General features: G+C 60.4%; 15 protein-coding genes. 5 read left to right on the top strand and 10 right to left on the bottom strand.

Annotation, left to right across the window (positions count from 1 at the left end):
• Nucleotides 1–30 precede the first annotated feature (30 nt).
• Nucleotides 31–2,421, bottom strand: coding sequence for an ATP-binding protein (locus NE850_RS13365; protein ID WP_165187540.1), 2,391 nt, complete (start codon nt 2,419–2,421; stop codon nt 31–33).
• Between the two features lie 275 nt (nt 2,422–2,696).
• Between NE850_RS13365 and NE850_RS13360 the strand changes: the two genes are divergently transcribed.
• A complete protein-coding gene (locus tag NE850_RS13360; RefSeq protein WP_165187538.1) occupies nt 2,697–4,472 on the top strand; it encodes a phospholipase D-like domain-containing protein in 1,776 nt (591 codons plus the stop codon).
• A 42-nt stretch (nt 4,473–4,514) separates the two neighbouring features.
• Here the strand turns inward: NE850_RS13360 and NE850_RS13355 are convergent, their stop codons facing one another.
• From NE850_RS13355 to NE850_RS13330, 6 genes are all read right to left on the bottom strand, one after another.
• Nucleotides 4,515–5,210: a DNA alkylation repair protein gene (locus tag NE850_RS13355; protein WP_007178659.1), complete on the bottom strand. Its 696-nt coding sequence runs from the start codon at nt 5,208–5,210 to the stop codon at nt 4,515–4,517.
• On the bottom strand, nt 5,207–5,614 hold the full coding sequence (locus NE850_RS13350; protein WP_007178658.1) for a hypothetical protein: 408 nt from the start codon (nt 5,612–5,614) through the stop codon (nt 5,207–5,209). Before NE850_RS13350 ends, NE850_RS13355 begins: the two co-directional genes overlap by 4 nt.
• A gap of 25 nt (nt 5,615–5,639) precedes the next feature.
• Nucleotides 5,640–6,158: a MarR family winged helix-turn-helix transcriptional regulator gene (locus NE850_RS13345; protein ID WP_007178657.1), complete on the bottom strand. Its 519-nt coding sequence runs from the start codon at nt 6,156–6,158 to the stop codon at nt 5,640–5,642.
• Nucleotides 6,159–6,691: 533 nt separating this feature from the next.
• Nucleotides 6,692–7,210 carry a hypothetical protein gene (locus NE850_RS13340; protein WP_007178656.1) on the bottom strand — a complete coding sequence of 173 codons (519 nt, stop codon included), beginning with the start codon at nt 7,208–7,210 and terminating at the stop codon, nt 6,692–6,694.
• A 211-nt stretch (nt 7,211–7,421) separates the two neighbouring features.
• Nucleotides 7,422–7,901 (bottom strand): nuclear transport factor 2 family protein, encoded by a 480-nt coding sequence (locus NE850_RS13335; protein WP_007178655.1) that lies wholly within the window; start codon nt 7,899–7,901, stop codon nt 7,422–7,424.
• Nucleotides 7,902–7,914: 13 nt separating this feature from the next.
• A complete protein-coding gene (locus tag NE850_RS13330) occupies nt 7,915–8,580 on the bottom strand; it encodes a TetR/AcrR family transcriptional regulator (protein ID WP_007178654.1) in 666 nt (221 codons plus the stop codon).
• Nucleotides 8,581–8,689: 109 nt separating this feature from the next.
• Here NE850_RS13330 and NE850_RS13325 point away from each other — a divergent pair, with 109 nt between their 5' ends.
• Nucleotides 8,690–9,340, top strand: coding sequence for a YceI family protein (locus NE850_RS13325; RefSeq protein ID WP_007178653.1), 651 nt, complete (start codon nt 8,690–8,692; stop codon nt 9,338–9,340).
• 67 nt (nt 9,341–9,407) lie between these two features.
• Here NE850_RS13325 and tdh read toward each other — a convergent pair whose 3' ends face one another.
• Together tdh and NE850_RS13315 are read right to left on the bottom strand one after the other, a co-directional pair.
• Nucleotides 9,408–10,439, bottom strand: coding sequence for an L-threonine 3-dehydrogenase (gene tdh, locus NE850_RS13320; RefSeq protein WP_007178652.1), 1,032 nt, complete (start codon nt 10,437–10,439; stop codon nt 9,408–9,410).
• Between the two features lie 13 nt (nt 10,440–10,452).
• Entirely contained in the window at nt 10,453–11,652 is a 1,200-nt protein-coding gene (locus NE850_RS13315) for a glycine C-acetyltransferase (RefSeq protein ID WP_007178651.1), read from the bottom strand.
• 149 nt (nt 11,653–11,801) lie between these two features.
• Here NE850_RS13315 and NE850_RS13310 point away from each other — a divergent pair, with 149 nt between their 5' ends.
• The 3 genes from NE850_RS13310 to NE850_RS13300 all read left to right on the top strand — a co-directional run bounded on the left by NE850_RS13310 (nt 11,802) and on the right by NE850_RS13300 (nt 14,086).
• A complete protein-coding gene (locus NE850_RS13310; RefSeq protein ID WP_007178650.1) occupies nt 11,802–12,440 on the top strand; it encodes a helix-turn-helix domain-containing protein in 639 nt (212 codons plus the stop codon).
• Nucleotides 12,441–12,545: 105 nt separating this feature from the next.
• Complete coding sequence (locus tag NE850_RS13305) at nt 12,546–12,944, top strand: DUF2471 domain-containing protein (RefSeq protein WP_165187531.1); 399 nt, start codon at nt 12,546–12,548, stop codon at nt 12,942–12,944.
• A gap of 59 nt (nt 12,945–13,003) precedes the next feature.
• Nucleotides 13,004–14,086 (top strand): tyrosine-type recombinase/integrase, encoded by a 1,083-nt coding sequence (locus NE850_RS13300; RefSeq protein ID WP_007178648.1) that lies wholly within the window; start codon nt 13,004–13,006, stop codon nt 14,084–14,086.
• Nucleotides 14,087–14,157: 71 nt separating this feature from the next.
• Here NE850_RS13300 and NE850_RS13295 read toward each other — a convergent pair whose 3' ends face one another.
• Nucleotides 14,158–15,363: a DNA-binding protein gene (locus NE850_RS13295; RefSeq protein ID WP_310698846.1), complete on the bottom strand. Its 1,206-nt coding sequence runs from the start codon at nt 15,361–15,363 to the stop codon at nt 14,158–14,160.
• Between the last annotated feature and the right edge of the window lie 1,116 nt (nt 15,364–16,479).

The raw sequence follows: 16,479 nt of genomic DNA, 5'->3' as shown, positions 1-16,479 counted from the left end.
ATGCCGCCGCGACGTACGCCGATGCGGCGCTCAGTCCGCCATCGCGTCGAGTTGCAGTGCGCCGGCTTCGCCGCGCGCTTCTACGCCGAGCGTATCGACAGCGATGCTATCCGGCAGACAGACGATCGTCTGGAACTGACGGTACGCCGCGCCCTTCTGATCATCGGTAAAGCGCAGTTCGATGCTGCCGTTCGCGCGCTTGAGAAAATCGCGCACCGCGTCCATACCGACGCCGCGCCCCGACAACTCCGTCACCGTTTCCGCGGTCGAGAAGCCCGGCCGGAAAATGAAATCGGCGATCGCTTCGTCGCTCAGCGTGTCGTCAGGGCCAATCCAGCCGCGCTCCGTTGCGATACCGCGAATGCGTTCGAGCGCGAGGCCGCGGCCGTCGTCGCTGAGCGTGATCTGCAACGCGCCGCTATCCAGGCCGACTTCGATACGGATCGAGCCGGCAGGCGCCTTGCCGTGCGCGCTGCGTGTCTCTGCGGTTTCGATGCCGTGGTCCATCGAATTGCGCAGCAGATGCATGAACACGTTGTTCAGCGTGCCGCCCGCCTCGCCACGCAGACGGTAGCCGTTGTCGTCGACACGCACGCTCGGCGCGGGCTTGCCCAGCTCGCTCGCGAGCGAAGGCAGCGAATCCAGCACGCCGGATAGCGCGTCTCGCACGCTTTCGCTACCCAGTGCCCGCAGCGTGCGGCGCAGCGCATCACGCATGGACTGAAGTTCCTGCAGTTCGCCGGCGTTGGTCTGTTCCAGCATGCTAAGCGTGTGCTGGATATGTTCCCTGGCGACCATCACGTAATGGCCCGAGTTGCCGGCCTCGTTGGCCTGGCCTTTGCCCTTGCGACCAAGACTCTGTTCGTTGATCTTCGCGTAGCTCTCGATAGCCTCGCGAACGCGCGTCAATTCACGCATCAGATGCTCCTGATCCCACGAACGGCCCGCATCCGGTTGGCGCAGCTCGTGATAGCTCTGTTCGGTTTCGTGCACGACGTTGGTCAGATGCTGCAGGTTGTAGGTGCGCGCATTGCCCTTGATGGTGTGCATGTTGCGGAACAGCTCGGCAATCGCCGCGTGATCCGCCGCCGAGTGCTTGCGGATGATCCGCTCGTTCTCGCTGATAAAACCGGCCGAGCTCTCAATGAAGTGATGGAACTTCTCTTCACTCACCGCGAGAATTTCGCCGATCATGTCCAGACGGCGGCGCTGTTCGCTGGCCTCCGCCGCGAGCTTGCGCAGTTCGGTAACGTCGCGCACGCAAAGCATCAGGCGCACGATCACGTCGTTTTCGTCGGTAATCGCCGACCAGCTCAGGTCGAGAATCTTCACGCGGCCGTCGGGCATGCGTTTGGAAATCTCGCCGACCAGCAGATGCTGATTGAACGCGAAGTTGATGCAGTCTTCGCCGAGGCAGGCATGCACGGCCGCATCGACTTGCGAGAGCGCGTCCGAACCGATGTCGGTGTCCGCGAACACCAGATCCATCAAACCGCGCCCGGCAATATCCTTCGTTTCGAAGATGTCTTCCAGATAGGCCGAGTACTCCGCGTGGATCACGGCGCCGTCGATCACTGTCAGAATGCCCTGCTGCATGTTCTGCAACATCGCCTGAATGTCAGCGGTTTTCTGCTTGAGTTGCGCCGAGCTTTCCTGAATCTTCTCGATCATGCCGTTGAAGGCGACGATCGAATGACCGATCTCATCCAGCCGGCCGACCGGAACGCGCCGCGTGAAATCCTGGCTCGACGCGATTTCGCTCATCATGGCCTGCATGCGGCTGAGCGGACGCGTGATCTGGCGGTAAAGCAGCGCGCCGATGAAAGTCAGCAGAATGATCGCGATACCCGTGACTGCGGCGATCGCCGTGGTTGTCGTGGCGAGTGTGGCGTTCAGCGTGGTAATCGCCTCGTCTTTCTCGCGATTCTTCTCGACGCGCAAGGTCTCGACGATCCCTTCGAGTTCGTCGCGATATTGCGCGACATTGGCAAACAGATAGGCCTGCGCGAGTTCGTTCTTGCCCTCGGCCTTCATTTTGGCCGTCTCGGCAATCGCGGAGAAATAGTTCTGGAGACTGTCGTTGGCCTGCGAAACGAGCCCCTTCTGCGCGTGGCTCGCGGCATCTTTGTCCTGCAACGCCAGCGCCTGTTGCAGCGAAGCTCGCTTCTTGTTCAGTTCGTCCTGCGCCTGGGCGACCATGTTGGCGTCGGGCGCGTAGACCAGCGTCATCGTGGCGAGTTGCACGTCCTTGACTTGCGACACGAGATCGGCGGAAGCAAGCGCGCTGGGCACGACGCCTTCCGTGACCTTGCGCACCTCGCCTGCGCTGCCGCGCGTCTGGTAGACAGCGTAGCCGCCGATTGCCGATAAGGCGACGAACATCAGAACAACCAATAGCGTGATGCGATGACGAATAGTCATGTTAACCCCCCGGGGTCTGGCCTTCGCGTCAGCCCTCATGGGGAGCAGCGCGTTTTATGCGAAATATGCTCTGACTTGCAGCGCTGCGGAGTATTACGCACGCATATTACTAAGCGATGACTACAGAATTCTGGAACACATTTAAGTATTAAATTTATCTCTCAAGTTTTCGAATAACGCGCCGTTAACTAGCGTCTTTTTAATTTGTATCTTGTCACCATTCCAACAAACTGTGCGTCCAGACTAAAGCTCCATTCGACACCGTGGAGCAACTGATGAATGTCAGCGTCCGCAGTTATCTGTCCCCGACACTCGTCCTGCTGGCTTTCGACTGGCCCGAAGGCGGCACGCGTGAAGACTTCCTCGGTTTCGCCATCAAACGGACGCCGGGGTTCCTCGCGACCGATGGACAGGAGCGCGAAGCCAGCAGTTGGCTACCCAACCGGTTGACCTTTAAAGGCGCGGTGCCGGATACGCAGAAAGACGCGCCGTCGAATGAGGCGCCCATTCAGAAATTCATGTGGTGGGATGCGCGAATCGACGAAGCGGATCGCGAGAAGTCGTTCACCTATCTCGTCTATCCGGTAATCGGCAATCCAGAGGCGCCGCAATTGCTCCACGCGCAAAAGGGCGAATGCAAGTTGAGTTTGCCCGCGCATATGGAGGAGAGCATCGGCTCATGGTTCAATCGCGCCGTGGTCAGCTCACAGGCTTTCGCGCGCAAAGTCGCCGCGCTTCATCTCGCGCCGCACGCGGCGCCGTCGACGGAACAGGCATTGCGGCTGCGCACATGGCTTGCGAACGACTTGCAGGAAGCCTTCGCGCTCACACTCGATCATGCGCAGCGCGCGGCGTCGGCGGTGTACCACCTGACCGATCCGCTTTGGGCGATACCGGCTTTCGAAGCGTTCGGCAAGAAGCAGGGCAAAGCGTCGCTCGCTGTTGTGTACGACTCGCACAAAGTGTCGCAGAAGGGCAAACCGCCCGCACCGTCGCCGAATCAGCCTGCCGTCGACGAACTCGGAGATGTCGCCACCTTCGCGCCGCGCGACAAGACGCACATCATGCATGACAAGTTCATCGTGGTGAACAACGGCAACGGCGCGGCATCACCGGCGCGCGTGCTGACAGGTTCGGCCAATTTCACCACCGAGGGCATCACGGAGCAGGCGAACGTGCTGCATCTGTTCGATTCGCCGGAACTGGCCACGCTCTATAGCGACCGCGCCAAGGCGCTCGCCGGCAATCCGACCATTGCCGCGACCGCGAAGCTCACGCCGGGCTGGTCGGACTCGATTCGGATCGGCAGCGCGCAAGTGCGGGTCTGTTTTTCACCGGAAGAGAAAGACTCGCGTTTGCAGATCGACACGATCGTCGATGCGATCAGCAAAGCGAAGCACTCCGTGGTGTTCTGCCTCTTCATGCCGACCGATGCGCCACTGCGCGAGGCCTGTTTCGCGGCCGGCGACAAAGGCCTGATGATGTTCGGCCTCGTCAATCACATCAGCCCAAAGTCGGCCGAAGCTGCGGAGGAGGCGGAGAAAAACGGGCAGATCGTCTCGACGACGGCGCTCGCCAACATGGAGCTGTATCACCGCGGCCGCGACAAGCGCGACGTGATCGACGCGGAGTATTTTTCACCGGCGACCGTGCCGGCAGGCTTCGAACCCGAGCTACGCCTTTTTCCAGGCGAGCACCCGCCGGAGTACGCACCCGTCATCATTCACCACAAGTTCCTGGTGATCGACGCAGAGGGCACGAATCCGGTCGTCTACACGGGTTCGGCAAACATGAGCAACAACTCCGAACATTTCAACGACGAGAATCTGCTGGAGATTCGCGACCGCCGCATTGCCGGCACGTATCTCGCGGAGTTTCTGCGGCTCTATGAGCACTATCGGGCGCGCGCGTTGGCCATACGGCAGAAGAAGAACGACGATACGCATGAGCGTTTGATGCTGGCGCCGGATGGGTCATGGGCGAAGAAGTATTTCATCGCCGATAGTCCGGAAGACAAGGCGCGTGTCGCGCTGGCGCACGGCGGCGATTGACGTTCGCACTTCGAAAGTTGTGCGTTCAGCGTACAGGCGAATTCAGCGGATCGGCGGCAGATGCTTTGATGCTTCGCGCAGAGTGAGCGGTGATATGAGGTCTCGCGAGGCCGACAGAAAGCCGCTCACCACGTCGGGCGCGTGCCGCGCGTAGTCCCGCAAGGCCCAGCCGATCGCTTTGCGGATAAAGAAGTCGCTTTCCGCGGCCAGCGCACGCGCGTACCCGAACAACCGGTCTTCGTCGGTATGCCCGCGCCAGCCGAGTTGATGAATCATTGCAATGCGCCGCACCCATAACGATTCGTGCTGAAGCGCGGTGTCCATCGCGGCCTGCGCCTGCGGCGCCTCGACTCGCGCCGCTTTCAGCACGCCGCCTACCACGGCCGCGAGCGGATCGACCGAATCCCACCACGAAGCATGCTGCGCGATCGTCAGCAGACGCGCGATGTCACCCAGCGCGAGCGTCTTCCATTTGCGCGCCAGCAGATCCGTGGCGACATACTGGTACTCGCGCGCCGGCATGGTCCATAGGACATTGGCGTATACCAGCAGATGATCGGCGTTCTCCACCTGCAGCGCCTTTAGTACCGGCAAAACCGCTTGCCGCCGCAGCGGCGTCGGCACGCCGATGAACTCGAAGTGGTGGCGCATGTAGGCGCGCATCGCGAGTGCGCGCTCCGCGTCAGCGTGCGGGGCGAGCGCGGCCTTGATTTCCCTCGCGAAAGCGTCAGGCGTCATTGGGGAAAGCGCTCGACGTGAACTTCGCCGCGCCGGCCGAAATACTGCACCTGGCGTCCCGTGATCCAGACGAAATAGCCGACGCATCCTGCCGCCAGAGTTCGGCTCACGAACTCCGCGTATTTGACTGCGCCGCTTTGCGCGCCGCGCACGGCCTGGGTCACGGCATCGGCGTCGAATGCGTTCGCAATGGCGACGTCGGGCAGCGGCAAAGCGATCACGTGCGTCTCGCCGCCGGGCGCGTAGTACGTATGCTCGCCGCGACGGTAATCGGTGAAATACGATTCAATACCGGCCTCACCGAGCGCGCGCACCACCGAGCCGAAGTCGATCGTACCGTTGTGGGATTGATGCGCACAGTTTTCGGCGGCGCGACGGCTTGCTTCATTGAGCTTTGCAGACATGACTATCTCCGGCACGATTGCGCGTTTATTCGATGGGCACCGCTTTCAGACCGTGGACGGCAACCACGTTTTTCATGGCGTCGACAATCGCCGTTTTGACCGAAGCGGGCAGGTGGCCGAAGAACTCTTCGTCGTTCTGATCGGCCAGCCGCGCCAGCTCGGGAACGAGCTTCAGTCCCGACGCGCTCAACGCGACGACGTGATTGCGGCGGTCTTCTTCGACCGTCTCGCGTTCCAGCAGCGCCTTGGCTTCAATACGCGCCAGCAGTTTCGACACCGCGCCCTTACTCATGCCGGTGCGTGCGGCCAGCGCCGTAGCAGACGTGGGGCCCGAGCCGTAAATCTCCCGCAGCAACACCCACTCGGACACGGTTACGCCGTGGGCTTCGACTTTCATCTGGAACCCATGCGATACGTGATTCGACACGAAGCGCAGCCAGTAACCGACGTGCGATTCGAGACCGCTAACGGGTTTCTTTCGATCCGCCGCGGGCTTCTTGCGAGCCGGCGTATTGGCGTTGTCTTTCTGACGAGAACCTTGCATGGGGTAAACGGAGTAGCGGAGAGCGTTGACCGGATATTAGTTTCCTAGGAAACCAATGTCAAGCTCATCGAAAATCAGACAGACGAGGGCTTGGAGTTGTGCTCCCGAATTCCCTCACCTTTGCATTTGAAGTGCGCACACAGGTGGCCATATTCTCACCTCGCCGGCTCCCGAATATTCTCACCTATAGCAGGAGCGCGGCCTTACGCTTTGCGATCACAGACAACTGGCTCGTCATTCATGGCGATGAAGACAACTCCCTGGAAATCCTCACCTTATCGCAGGTGCGGATTCAATGCGCCGATCGCTCACCTCCTGGAACCGCTCACCTTTTCGGACGATCTCCTGGAACTCCTCACCTTACGTATCTTCATAAGCGATTGAAGTGCTGTTCAGCTCCTGGAACGACTCACCTTTGAGCGAACTCGATCGGTCTCCTGGAAAGCTTCACCGTTGATCTGGATGAGGTCATCTCCTGGAATTCCTCACCATCCTGGAATCGCTCACCTATAGAGGCGCATCACGACAATGGACTAGAACTTGACCTTCAACTGAAACCCGATCGTAAACGGAAGATCATCCGATGGGATCGGCGGAATCACAATGAAGTTCGCACCCACCCGCTTATATTCGACCATGACGATCGGCGCGACCACCGGGCCGATCGTATGATTGCGGCCCAAACCCCAGTTGCCGTAGTTATATCCCGAGATGATCCCGCCGATCGCCGCGATCCGCACGATGCCCCAATGCGCGAACTCCGGCGCCCACACACCGCCGCCGTAATACGAAGGCCGGCGCAACGAATTACGAAAGCCACCGGCAGTCAGCGCCCATTGGTTATTGAGCCAGCATTCGACGCCGAGTCCCGGGTTGAACTGTTCGAAATGGGTGTTCGGGTCGGGGTTGATGTGATACGAACCCAGCATGGCGTCGACCCATACGCCGCCTTCGCACCAGTTGCCTGCATGCGCGGCGGAGGCCGCGGCCAGGCTGGCAACAAGCGCAAGTGCCGCGCGTCGGATGTTCTTGTTGATCTGCCGAAAATGCATGTACTCTCCGCCGCCGGTCGAGCGCCGGCGTCATCTGTGTTCTGGGTATGCTTGCGTGCCGTCCGTCGCGCACTGTACCTCAACCCGTCAGCACGATGTTGAGGACACGCTCGGGCGCGCGGGCACATGACGTGCCCGCAAGCGCAGACGCAACAATAACGGAGAACCGATGTCGGAGCGGTGAACGCGCAGCAGGCGTTCGCCGTGCAGGTCAGAGACCGAGATCGGACAGGCCCGGATGGTCGTCAGGACGGCGGCCGAGCGGCCAGTGGAAAAGGCGGTCGGCTTCGCGGATCGGCATATCGTTGATGCTGGCATGACGGTGCGCCATCAGTCCATGCTCGTCGAATTCCCAGTTCTCGTTGCCGTACGAGCGGAACCAGTTGTTCGAATCGTCGTGCCATTCGTAGGCAAAGCGCACCGCAATGCGGTTATCGGTGAACGCCCACAGTTCCTTGATCAGACGATAGTCGAGCTCCTTCGCCCATTTGCGGCGCAACAGGCCGACGATCTCCGCGCGACCGTTCGTGAACTCGGCACGGTTGCGCCATACGCTGTCTTTTGTGTAGGCGAGCGACACGCGCTCGGGGTCGCGGGTATTCCAGCCATCTTCCGCAGCGCGCACTTTCTGGATGGCGGTTTCGCGTGTGAACGGCGGCAGCGGCGGACGGGTTTCGATCGGATCGGTCATGATGGTTCCTCAGTCAGGTTGCGGTCCGCCGGGACGGCGGTCGTTTGCGTGGCGGTGTGCCTGACTCGCTCGCACACTCCGCGTCGAGCAGGACTTGGGCTGCAGCTTGCGCGTCGAGCGCCGCATCGGGCTCGCCGCTCACCAGCGCGACGGCAATCGCGCCGTCGAGCAGGATCAACCATTGACGCGACAGACGCGCGGCGCGGCGGGCATCCATACCCGACTCCGCAGCCAACTCGTCGCATTCGGTTCGCACGAACGCCAGCAGGCGTTCCTTGTGTTTGCGCGCGACGATCCGGATCGGATCGTCCGCGGAAGCGATCTCACCGGACGCATTCAGAAACGCGCAACCATGAAAATCTTTCGACGCAAACCATTCGCGCAGCACCTCGAACATGCCGAGCAGACGTTTGCGCGCCGTCTTACCGTGCCGTTGCGTGCCTGCGATGAACCAGTTCATCCAGCGTTCGTCGCGCCGGTCGAGCGCAGCCGCCACGAGTGCGTCTTTCGATCCGAAATGCGTGTAAAAGCTTTTGCGCGCCGTGCCCGACTGCTTGACGATCGCGTCCACGCCGGTTGCATGAATGCCGCCGGCGTAGATCAACGCTTCCGCCGCATTCAGCAACCGCTCGCGGGCGCTGCCCGGCGGCACTGATTCAATGTGAGTTTCGGTATCCATGAGACGAAGGGTAGAACGATCATTCTCCCTCGTCAAGTCTTTTGCGTTTTTGCGGGTTGGGTGTGCGACCTGTTATCTTGAGCGGAATCGGTCAACGGGAACGAACTTCATGAGCACTCTGACTCTCCGCGCCACGTTTGTGCGCGCCTTCCTGAGCGCAATGCTACTGACGGCGGTGGCCTGCACGCCTTTGCAAGTGCTCACGCATTCGGTCAGTCAAAACGAAGCGCGTGTGCCGCCGGGCCGCTACGAAATCGATCCGGATCACTGCAGCATCACCTTCGACATCGATCACTTCAAGTATTCGCGCTTTACGGCGCGCTTCGATCGCAAGAAGGGACAGCTCGACTGGAATGAAGGCGGTCTGGACAAGAGCACGACGTCGGTAACGATCGACGCCGCGAGCATCGACACGAATGTGCCGCTACTCGACAAAATGGTGAAGAGCGGCAGCATGCTCGACGTGGAGCGCTATCCGGAGATCCGCTTCGTCAGCACGCGGTTTGAGCGCACCGGCGAGTCGCGCGGCACGTTGACCGGCGATCTGACGATTCACGGCGTCACGCAACCGGTCACGCTTGATGTCACCTTCAACGGTTTTGCGCCTGATCCGCTCACGAAAAAAGACACGCTCGGCTTTTCTGCCGAGGGTCATTTCAGTCGCGCCAGGTTTGGACTGGCTACGTGGTATCCGGCCGTCGGCGACGATATTCATGTGCGCATTCAGGCCGAGTTCGTTAAAACGCCCGCAGGCGGGTGAGCGCGGTGCGGGCGTTATGGGCCGCGGGCATTGCTACACGCGGTAATGCGGATACTAGCGTGCTAACTCACGCGGCGGTCCAGTCGAGAATCACTTTGCCGCTCTCGCCTGAGAGCATCGTGGCGAACGCTTCCCGATAGTCGTCGACCTTGAAATGGTGCGTGAGGATCGGCGACAGGTCCAGCCCGCTTTGCAGCATCGCCACCATCTTGTACCAGGTCTCGAACATCTCGCGCCCATAAATGCCCTTGATTTCGAGGCCTTTGAAGATCACCTGAGTCCAGTCGATCGCGGTCTGCGCGGGCGGAATGCCGAGCAGCGCGATCTTGCCGCCGTGGTTCATCGCGTCGAGCATGCCGGTGAACGCGCTCGGCACACCGGACATTTCCAGCCCGACGTCGAAACCTTCCGTCATGTGCAGGTCCGCCATCACGTCGCGCAACGATTCGCGCGAGACGTTGACCGCACGCGTGGCGCCCATCTTGCGCGCGAGGTCGAGGCGATAGTCGTTGACGTCGGTAATCACCACGTTGCGCGCGCCGACGTGTTTCGCGATCGCCACCGCCATGATGCCGATGGGTCCGGCGCCGGTAATCAACACGTCTTCGCCGACCAGATTGAACGACAGCGCAGTATGCGTGGCGTTGCCGAACGGATCGAAAATAGCGGCGAGGTCGTCGGAAATCTCGGGCGGAATCTTGAATGCGTTGAAGGCCGGAATCACCAGATACTCGGCGAACGCGCCTTCCCGATTCACGCCGACGCCCACCGTATTGCGGCACAAATGCCTGCGGCCCGCGCGACAATTGCGACAGAAGCCGCACGTGATATGTCCTTCGCCGGACACACGGTCGCCGATCGCAAAGCCGCGCACTTCCTGGCCCATTTCAACGATTTCACCCACGTATTCGTGGCCGACATGCATCGGCACAGGAATCGTTTTCTGCGCCCAGTCGTCCCACTTCCAGATGTGAATGTCCGTGCCGCAAATCGCGGTACGCGTGATGCGGATCATCACGTCGTTGTGACCGACTTCGGGTTTCTTGACGTCCGTAAGCGTGAGGCCCGGAGCGCGTTCGAGTTTTGCCAATGCTTTCATGTGCGCCTCCGTATCAGATGACGCCAAGTTCGCGGCCGACGCGCGCGAAAGCATCCACCGCGCGGTCGATCTGCTCGGGCGTATGCGCGGCGCTCATCTGCGTGCGAATGCGCGCGCGGCCTTTCGGCACCACCGGGAACGAGAAGCCGATCACGTAGACGCCTTCCTTCAGGAGCGCATCGGCCATTTTCGATGCGAGTTGCGCGTCGCCGAGCATGACCGGAATGATCGGATGCTCGCCGGGCACTAGCGTGAAGCCGAGCGCGCTCATCTTGCTGCGGAAGTGAGCGCCGTTTTCGCGCACGCGTGCGCGCAGTTGCGCGCCTTCCTCGCTGGCCAGCAGTTCAAGCACCTTCAGCGAGGCGGCGGCAATACTCGGCGTCAGCGTGTTCGAAAACAGATAGGGACGTGAGCGTTGCCGGAGCAACTCCACGATTTCCTTGCGCGCGGCCACGTAGCCGCCCGATGCGCCACCGAGTGCCTTACCCAGCGTGCCGGTGATGATGTCGACGCGCGACAGCACGCCGCAATGTTCCGGCGTGCCGCGTCCGTGTTCGCCGACAAAACCCACCGCATGCGAGTCGTCGACCATCACGAGCGCACCGTAACGGTCGGCCAGATCGCAGATGCCGGCGAGGTCGGCGATGATGCCGTCCATGGAGAACACGCCGTCGGTGGCGATCAGTTTGAAGCGTGCGCCGGCGGCTTGCGCTTCGATCAGTCTGGCTTCGAGATCGGCGAGATCGTTATTCTTGTAGCGAAAGCGCTTCGCCTTGGAAAGCCGCACCCCGTCGATGATGCTCGCGTGGTTCAGTTCGTCGCTGATGATCGCGTCATTCTCGTCGAGCAAGGTTTCGAACAGCCCGCCGTTTGCGTCGAAACAGCTGGAGTAGAGAATGCAATCGTCGGTTTGCAGAAACGCGGCGAGCGCTTTTTCCAGCTTCTTATGTACCGTTTGCGTGCCGCAAATGAAGCGCACCGACGCCATGCCGAAGCCGTCGCTATCCAGACCCTGCTTTGCCGCGTCGATCAGGCGTGCGTCGTCGGCGAGTCCCAGATAGTTGTTCGCACAGAAGTTCAGCACGGCCGAGCCATCGGCGAGACGAATGTCAGCCGATTGCGGGCTGGCGATCACGCGCTCGTTCTTGTAAAAGCCGTCAGCGCGAATCTGCTCGAGGGTGTCGCGCAAATGGGCGAGGTATAGGTCACGCATGAACCAGACTCCTGAAAGGGGTGAAAGCGCCCGTGTCAGCGTGTTCGGCATGTGCGACCACGAGGCGGCCTGTTATAGTCGGCTGTCAGTTTTATCGGATATTTTCGTTTTTCCGAACTAAAATCCGGTATGTCGAACAACTCTAAACGATGGGTCAGGAAATGGCAAGTTCGGGTATCCGCCGCGCCGCGGCCAACGCGGCACCTACTTCGGGCGCAACATCGGTGCCGGCAGTTGCGGCGCCGCCGCGCGTCGGCGAGCAGATTCAGCGCTTGCGCGCGGAACGGCGCATGACGCTCGACGACCTGTCGCGCGCGGCCGGTGTGTCCAAATCGATGCTCTCGGAAATCGAACGCGACAAGGCCAATCCAACCATTGCGGTCGCCTGGCGTCTGACTAATGCGCTCGGTGTCAGTCTCGATTCGCTGTTCGCGCCACAGAAGACGCCGGAAGCGATCGCCGTCTCCGGTCCGCACGAGATTCCCACTTTGAGCGGGCACGACGCCAGGTATCAGTTACGTGTGTGGGGGCCGATCGAACTGGCCGGCAAGTTCGAGTGGTATGAATTGACGCTGCAGCCGGGCGGAGTGTTGGCGTCGAACGCCCACGAACCCGGCACGCGCGAGCATCTGACCGTGTTGCACGGATCGATCGAAATCGAGGCAGCCGGCACGACAAAACGGCTCAAGGCGGCGGACACCGCGCGTTATGTCGCTGACGAGCCGCACGCGATCCGCAACGCCGGCAAGGGCGAGGCGAAAGCGCTACTAGTGGTGATTCATGGCTGACATTTCGGCGCACCGTGGCTAGCGGTTGGCGGAATCGGCGCTTCGGACGAGGTTGCGCCGAATACTGTATATTTGTACAGTACAGGGTATCGACTGGAGCCGATCATGAACGACCTGATAACCGACTCGACCGACCACGCTCTGGCCGCGCTGCGCTATCAAACCGCGGCGCGTGATCTCGAACGCATCGTGCGCAATATCGCTGCGCGCTATATCGTGCAGGAAGTGCCGCTCACATGGCGTTTGCTGCACGCCGTCGAAGCCGAGGCGCTTGCAGATCTCGGCTTCGCCAGCCGGCACGACGCGCTGATGCTGGGACTCTTTCAACGGCCGTCCGATCTGCCGTATCCGGAAACGGACGAGGCCGTGGACTTCGGCACCTCCACGGCGTTGCCGGCGGTTTTCGCGTTTGCGGTCAGCGCCTATGAAGAGGCGGCACGCCGTGCTGTCCCCCCTTCGTCGCAGAATGCTCCTCTCAAACGCGCACGCGCGTGGGGTGACTGAAGGCTGCGTTTCGAGCGGTTGCCACCTACAATAGGTGCAACTAACGGAACTGTGAGTCCATGTCACCCCCTAATCTGACCGACCCGGTCCCGCGCCCGGCGCCATCCACGGACCTCTTCGATCAACAGCGTGAGGACTGGCGTCGCGACCCACAAATCGCTTTCGACGCATGGCTTGCGAAACAGCATTTCCGGCGTTCTTCCGCTGAAGTCTACCAGGCACAGTGGGGGCTCTTTCTCGACTGGTTGGGCATGCGCCAGAAGAGTCTGGTCACGGTCGACGCTCGCACGATCGCCGAATTCGTTGCCGGGCTCGATGTCCGGAAAACCCAGCGCATGCGGTATTTACGGCTAATCGAGCGAGTGCTCGATCACGTGCGCGAAATCGAATCTGCTTCGACCAATCCAGCGCGTTTCATTGCTCAGGACGGCGAGGCAGCCTGGCGCAACGCGCGTGATAACGAGCCGACCGGCTTTCTCAGTCATGCCGAACGAACTGCGCTGACCGCGCATCTGTTTTCGCCGTTAGCGGATCTGTCAGCGGCTCAGCGTTGGCGGGAGCGGCGCGACCGTGCGTTGATTGCGGTGTTTTTAGGCGGTGGATTGAAAACCGGTGAAGCCGCCGCGCTTTCGGTTAGTTGCGTGAATGCCGGCTCACCCTGGGTGACGATCGAGGCGGCTAATCCGATGCTCACACGGCGTACCCGTCTTGCGCCGTTCGCCGCAGCCATTCTGGACGCCTGGCTCGCCGAGAGACAGCTTGCGGAATTAGCCGGGAATCTGGTTTTCCCCGCATCCCCCTCCGGACGCCCGATGCATAAAGCCACCATGCTGCGCGCCGTCGATGCATTGATCGGCGGAGCGGGAATCGCCGCGTCGCGGACGTCGCGAGCCAGTCCGCAAACATTGCGCAACACGTTTGCCGCGGATCTGTTCGAGAGCGGGGTCGAGGCGGAACTGGTCGGGCAATGGCTGGGATTTGTGCAGGCGGTGTCGGCCAACCGTTTGTATCGCGCGTGGCAAAACTGGACGGATCAGCAGGATTCCCCTGCCGCGGACGTGCCGGATCCGGCTATTCCGCCATTGCCCGCGCCTAGGCGCGACGGGCGTTCGACGAGGAAAAGGGGAGCCAGCGAGTCCTGAATTTCCTCACCTTTCTGGTCCCGAATTTCCTCACCTTTGCCACTTTGTCCGTTATCGCAACGCGCCAAACCTCATGCCGATGCCGCAACCGAACTGCTCGACTGAAACCGGCTAACCGCCTCCAGCCTTGACTCACCGAGACCTGACGAGTGATCGCACTCCGGACATTGCAGCTCGAAGCGGTGATCCACTTGCGAGAGTTCCGGCTCACCTTCCTCACATTTTGGGCACCGTAGCGGCAAGGCCACGTGGCCATCCACGGCGGTGCTGATCGCCTTCAATTCGTGTTCTGTCAGCCGGCCGGCTTCGACCAGCGAACAGAGCAGGGTGGCAATTGCAGGATCGACGCCCTGCTGGCTGCGCAGGACGGCGACTTCTTTCGTCAACGCATCCACTTCGTCGGATTGCTCGCGCAGTTGGGCGTCGAGCCGGTCGCCGCGCGCCTTGGCCGCGGCGATTTGCTGAATAAACTCAAACTCTTTGCGGCTTGCGTCGCGTAGGCCGGACTGATAGGTCGCCGCCATGCTGCGCAAAGAATCGAGTTCGACCAACATCGGTTTGACGCGGCGCTCGGCTTCGGCAATTGCGTCTTTAATCTGTTGCGCATAGTGCTCGGTGCTTTGGCGCAATTCGACGTGCAACGCGTCGATCCGGTCCCGTAACGTCGCATTGGTCGCAAATTCGGTGTCAAGGCGTTGCCGAAGCGCCTCGTTTTCCTGATCGAGACGGCGCACTGTTGCCTGCAGCCCTTCCTGGTGAGTATTACCGTGCGTGGTCGCGCTCGACAATTCTGCTTCCAGCGCGCGAACGCGTTCCCAGCCCGCCTCCGCTCGCAGTTCGCTGCGCTTGATCGCGTCTTCCGATGCTTGCTGGCGAATTTCCGCATCTCGGGCGCGCTGGTCGGCGGCGGCGATCTGCGTATGCATTTCCTCGCGCTCGTCATCGAGCGTCGCACGTGCGTGTGTGACGGCCTCTTCAAAAAGTGCGCCGAGCAGTTCGCCGGCACGCTCTTCAAGTGCCTTTGGGATAGCGCCGGCACCAACTTTCATGCGCGACACATCCCGGATGCGTTCCCAGAAGTGATCGATGTCTTTGGGGATGTCGCTCGCACTGCCGGTTTGCGTGAGATCGCGAACGGTGGCCATAGATGGCCGGATGCCTAGATCAAAAAAAAGTCGCTTGCATGCGTGGAGCGAAAGATCTTGCCGCCGAGCCCCGTTAGCTCGAAGCGTTTCAAGCTCATTCCGAATGGCTTGCCGTTCCTGATCCAGATTCATATGTCCCTCGACGTCGCTCGAATTGGATAGATCATAACAATTTACGTATTTTTTGCTACGTATTTGTCGTTAAGGAACGTGGATTAGCAAAAAGGCGTTACTTGGGTGCGTGGTTGGGTCGATGGATTCGTACCGGCCGGATTTTTCCGTGAAACAAAACGAAGAATAGCTAATAAGGTCTTGTAAAGAAAGAGCTTTTAAAGGTTTTACAGCGATTGCATACTGTTTCACGACCGTGTCGTTATGCCAACATGGTTCGAGGAGGCTTTGTCCGAAGGACGCACGGGGAAAGTCTAGAGAGTAATAAAAGTAAACACCTTTGAACCCATGTTAAAAACGTTAACGCCACGGCAAAGCCTTATCTGGCAGGGGTTTCAGCCCGACAAGGTGAGGCTTTGCGGGAGATGTGGTGAGGTCTTGCGGGAATGTCGGGTGATGAGGTTCGGGGGACTCGGTGAGCCGGTGCGGGACAGAACGTGAGGGGGTTCAGGAGGGACCCTAAAAGTGCAGTATGACCAAAGGTGAGATTTTGCGGGAGCTGAACGCCACAGATTACCCGGCAGCGCTCAAAAGTCGGTTTGCAGTCTGGCCAAGGCTAAGGTGAGTGCCTTCGGGATGCTCTGCCGTGGCCAATTTGGACCTTATTTTGAGCCGGTTAACCCCATTGGTGAGTCAAGTCGGGAGAAAACGCGAACCGGAGGTGAGGGTTTACGGGGCACGAGGGGCGTTTTTGCCTCATTTCTGTGCGTCCACATATCTGAGGTGAGGGTTTTCGGGAGTGAGGAGGTGTTTCGGCGCGATGCGAAGCATCGACGCTGTGAGGCCGTCGATCCTCTGTATGACGAAGGTGAGGAAATTCGGGAGGTAGGGTTTTGTGCGGTGAGCCGTCTGTGAAATATGCGTCGTTCGCCACAAAGGTGAGACTTTTCAGGAGTCGTTTCTGTGCCGACCGATCCATAAGGTGAGGAAATACAGGAGGGAAAATGGCTTCCACATCGCTGAAAAGCCCTGTAGACGTTGTTGAGGGCGTTTTCGGCTAACAGTCGGGGAATTTGAACGGTGAGGATTTTCGGGGCCGTGGCGGCCGCGATCAGTCATGCTGGAATCCACCTAAAT

The sequence above is a fragment of the Paraburkholderia sp. USG1 genome (genome assembly GCF_031570135.1).
Lineage (GTDB): Bacteria > Pseudomonadota > Gammaproteobacteria > Burkholderiales > Burkholderiaceae > Paraburkholderia > Paraburkholderia dioscoreae.
The sequence above is the reverse complement of the archived record's forward strand: the minus strand, read 5'-3'. Positions and strand labels throughout refer to the sequence as shown.

Excerpts from the sequence above, each read along its gene's own strand:
- NE850_RS13365 (WP_165187540.1), bottom strand. The coding sequence starts at position 2,421 with ATGACTATTCGTCATCGCATCACGCTATTGGTTGTTCTGATGTTCGTC.
- NE850_RS13360 (WP_165187538.1), top strand. The coding sequence starts at position 2,697 with ATGAATGTCAGCGTCCGCAGTTATCTGTCCCCGACACTCGTCCTGCTG.
- NE850_RS13355 (WP_007178659.1), bottom strand. The coding sequence starts at position 5,210 with ATGACGCCTGACGCTTTCGCGAGGGAAATCAAGGCCGCGCTCGCCCCG.
- NE850_RS13350 (WP_007178658.1), bottom strand. The coding sequence starts at position 5,614 with ATGTCTGCAAAGCTCAATGAAGCAAGCCGTCGCGCCGCCGAAAACTGT.
- NE850_RS13345 (WP_007178657.1), bottom strand. The coding sequence starts at position 6,158 with ATGCAAGGTTCTCGTCAGAAAGACAACGCCAATACGCCGGCTCGCAAG.
- NE850_RS13340 (WP_007178656.1), bottom strand. The coding sequence starts at position 7,210 with ATGCATTTTCGGCAGATCAACAAGAACATCCGACGCGCGGCACTTGCG.
- NE850_RS13335 (WP_007178655.1), bottom strand. The coding sequence starts at position 7,901 with ATGACCGATCCGATCGAAACCCGTCCGCCGCTGCCGCCGTTCACACGC.
- NE850_RS13330 (WP_007178654.1), bottom strand. The coding sequence starts at position 8,580 with ATGGATACCGAAACTCACATTGAATCAGTGCCGCCGGGCAGCGCCCGC.
- NE850_RS13325 (WP_007178653.1), top strand. The coding sequence starts at position 8,690 with ATGAGCACTCTGACTCTCCGCGCCACGTTTGTGCGCGCCTTCCTGAGC.
- tdh (WP_007178652.1), bottom strand. The coding sequence starts at position 10,439 with ATGAAAGCATTGGCAAAACTCGAACGCGCTCCGGGCCTCACGCTTACG.
- NE850_RS13315 (WP_007178651.1), bottom strand. The coding sequence starts at position 11,652 with ATGCGTGACCTATACCTCGCCCATTTGCGCGACACCCTCGAGCAGATT.
- NE850_RS13310 (WP_007178650.1), top strand. The coding sequence starts at position 11,802 with ATGGGTCAGGAAATGGCAAGTTCGGGTATCCGCCGCGCCGCGGCCAAC.
- NE850_RS13305 (WP_165187531.1), top strand. The coding sequence starts at position 12,546 with ATGAACGACCTGATAACCGACTCGACCGACCACGCTCTGGCCGCGCTG.
- NE850_RS13300 (WP_007178648.1), top strand. The coding sequence starts at position 13,004 with ATGTCACCCCCTAATCTGACCGACCCGGTCCCGCGCCCGGCGCCATCC.
- NE850_RS13295 (WP_310698846.1), bottom strand. The coding sequence starts at position 15,363 with ATGAATCTGGATCAGGAACGGCAAGCCATTCGGAATGAGCTTGAAACG.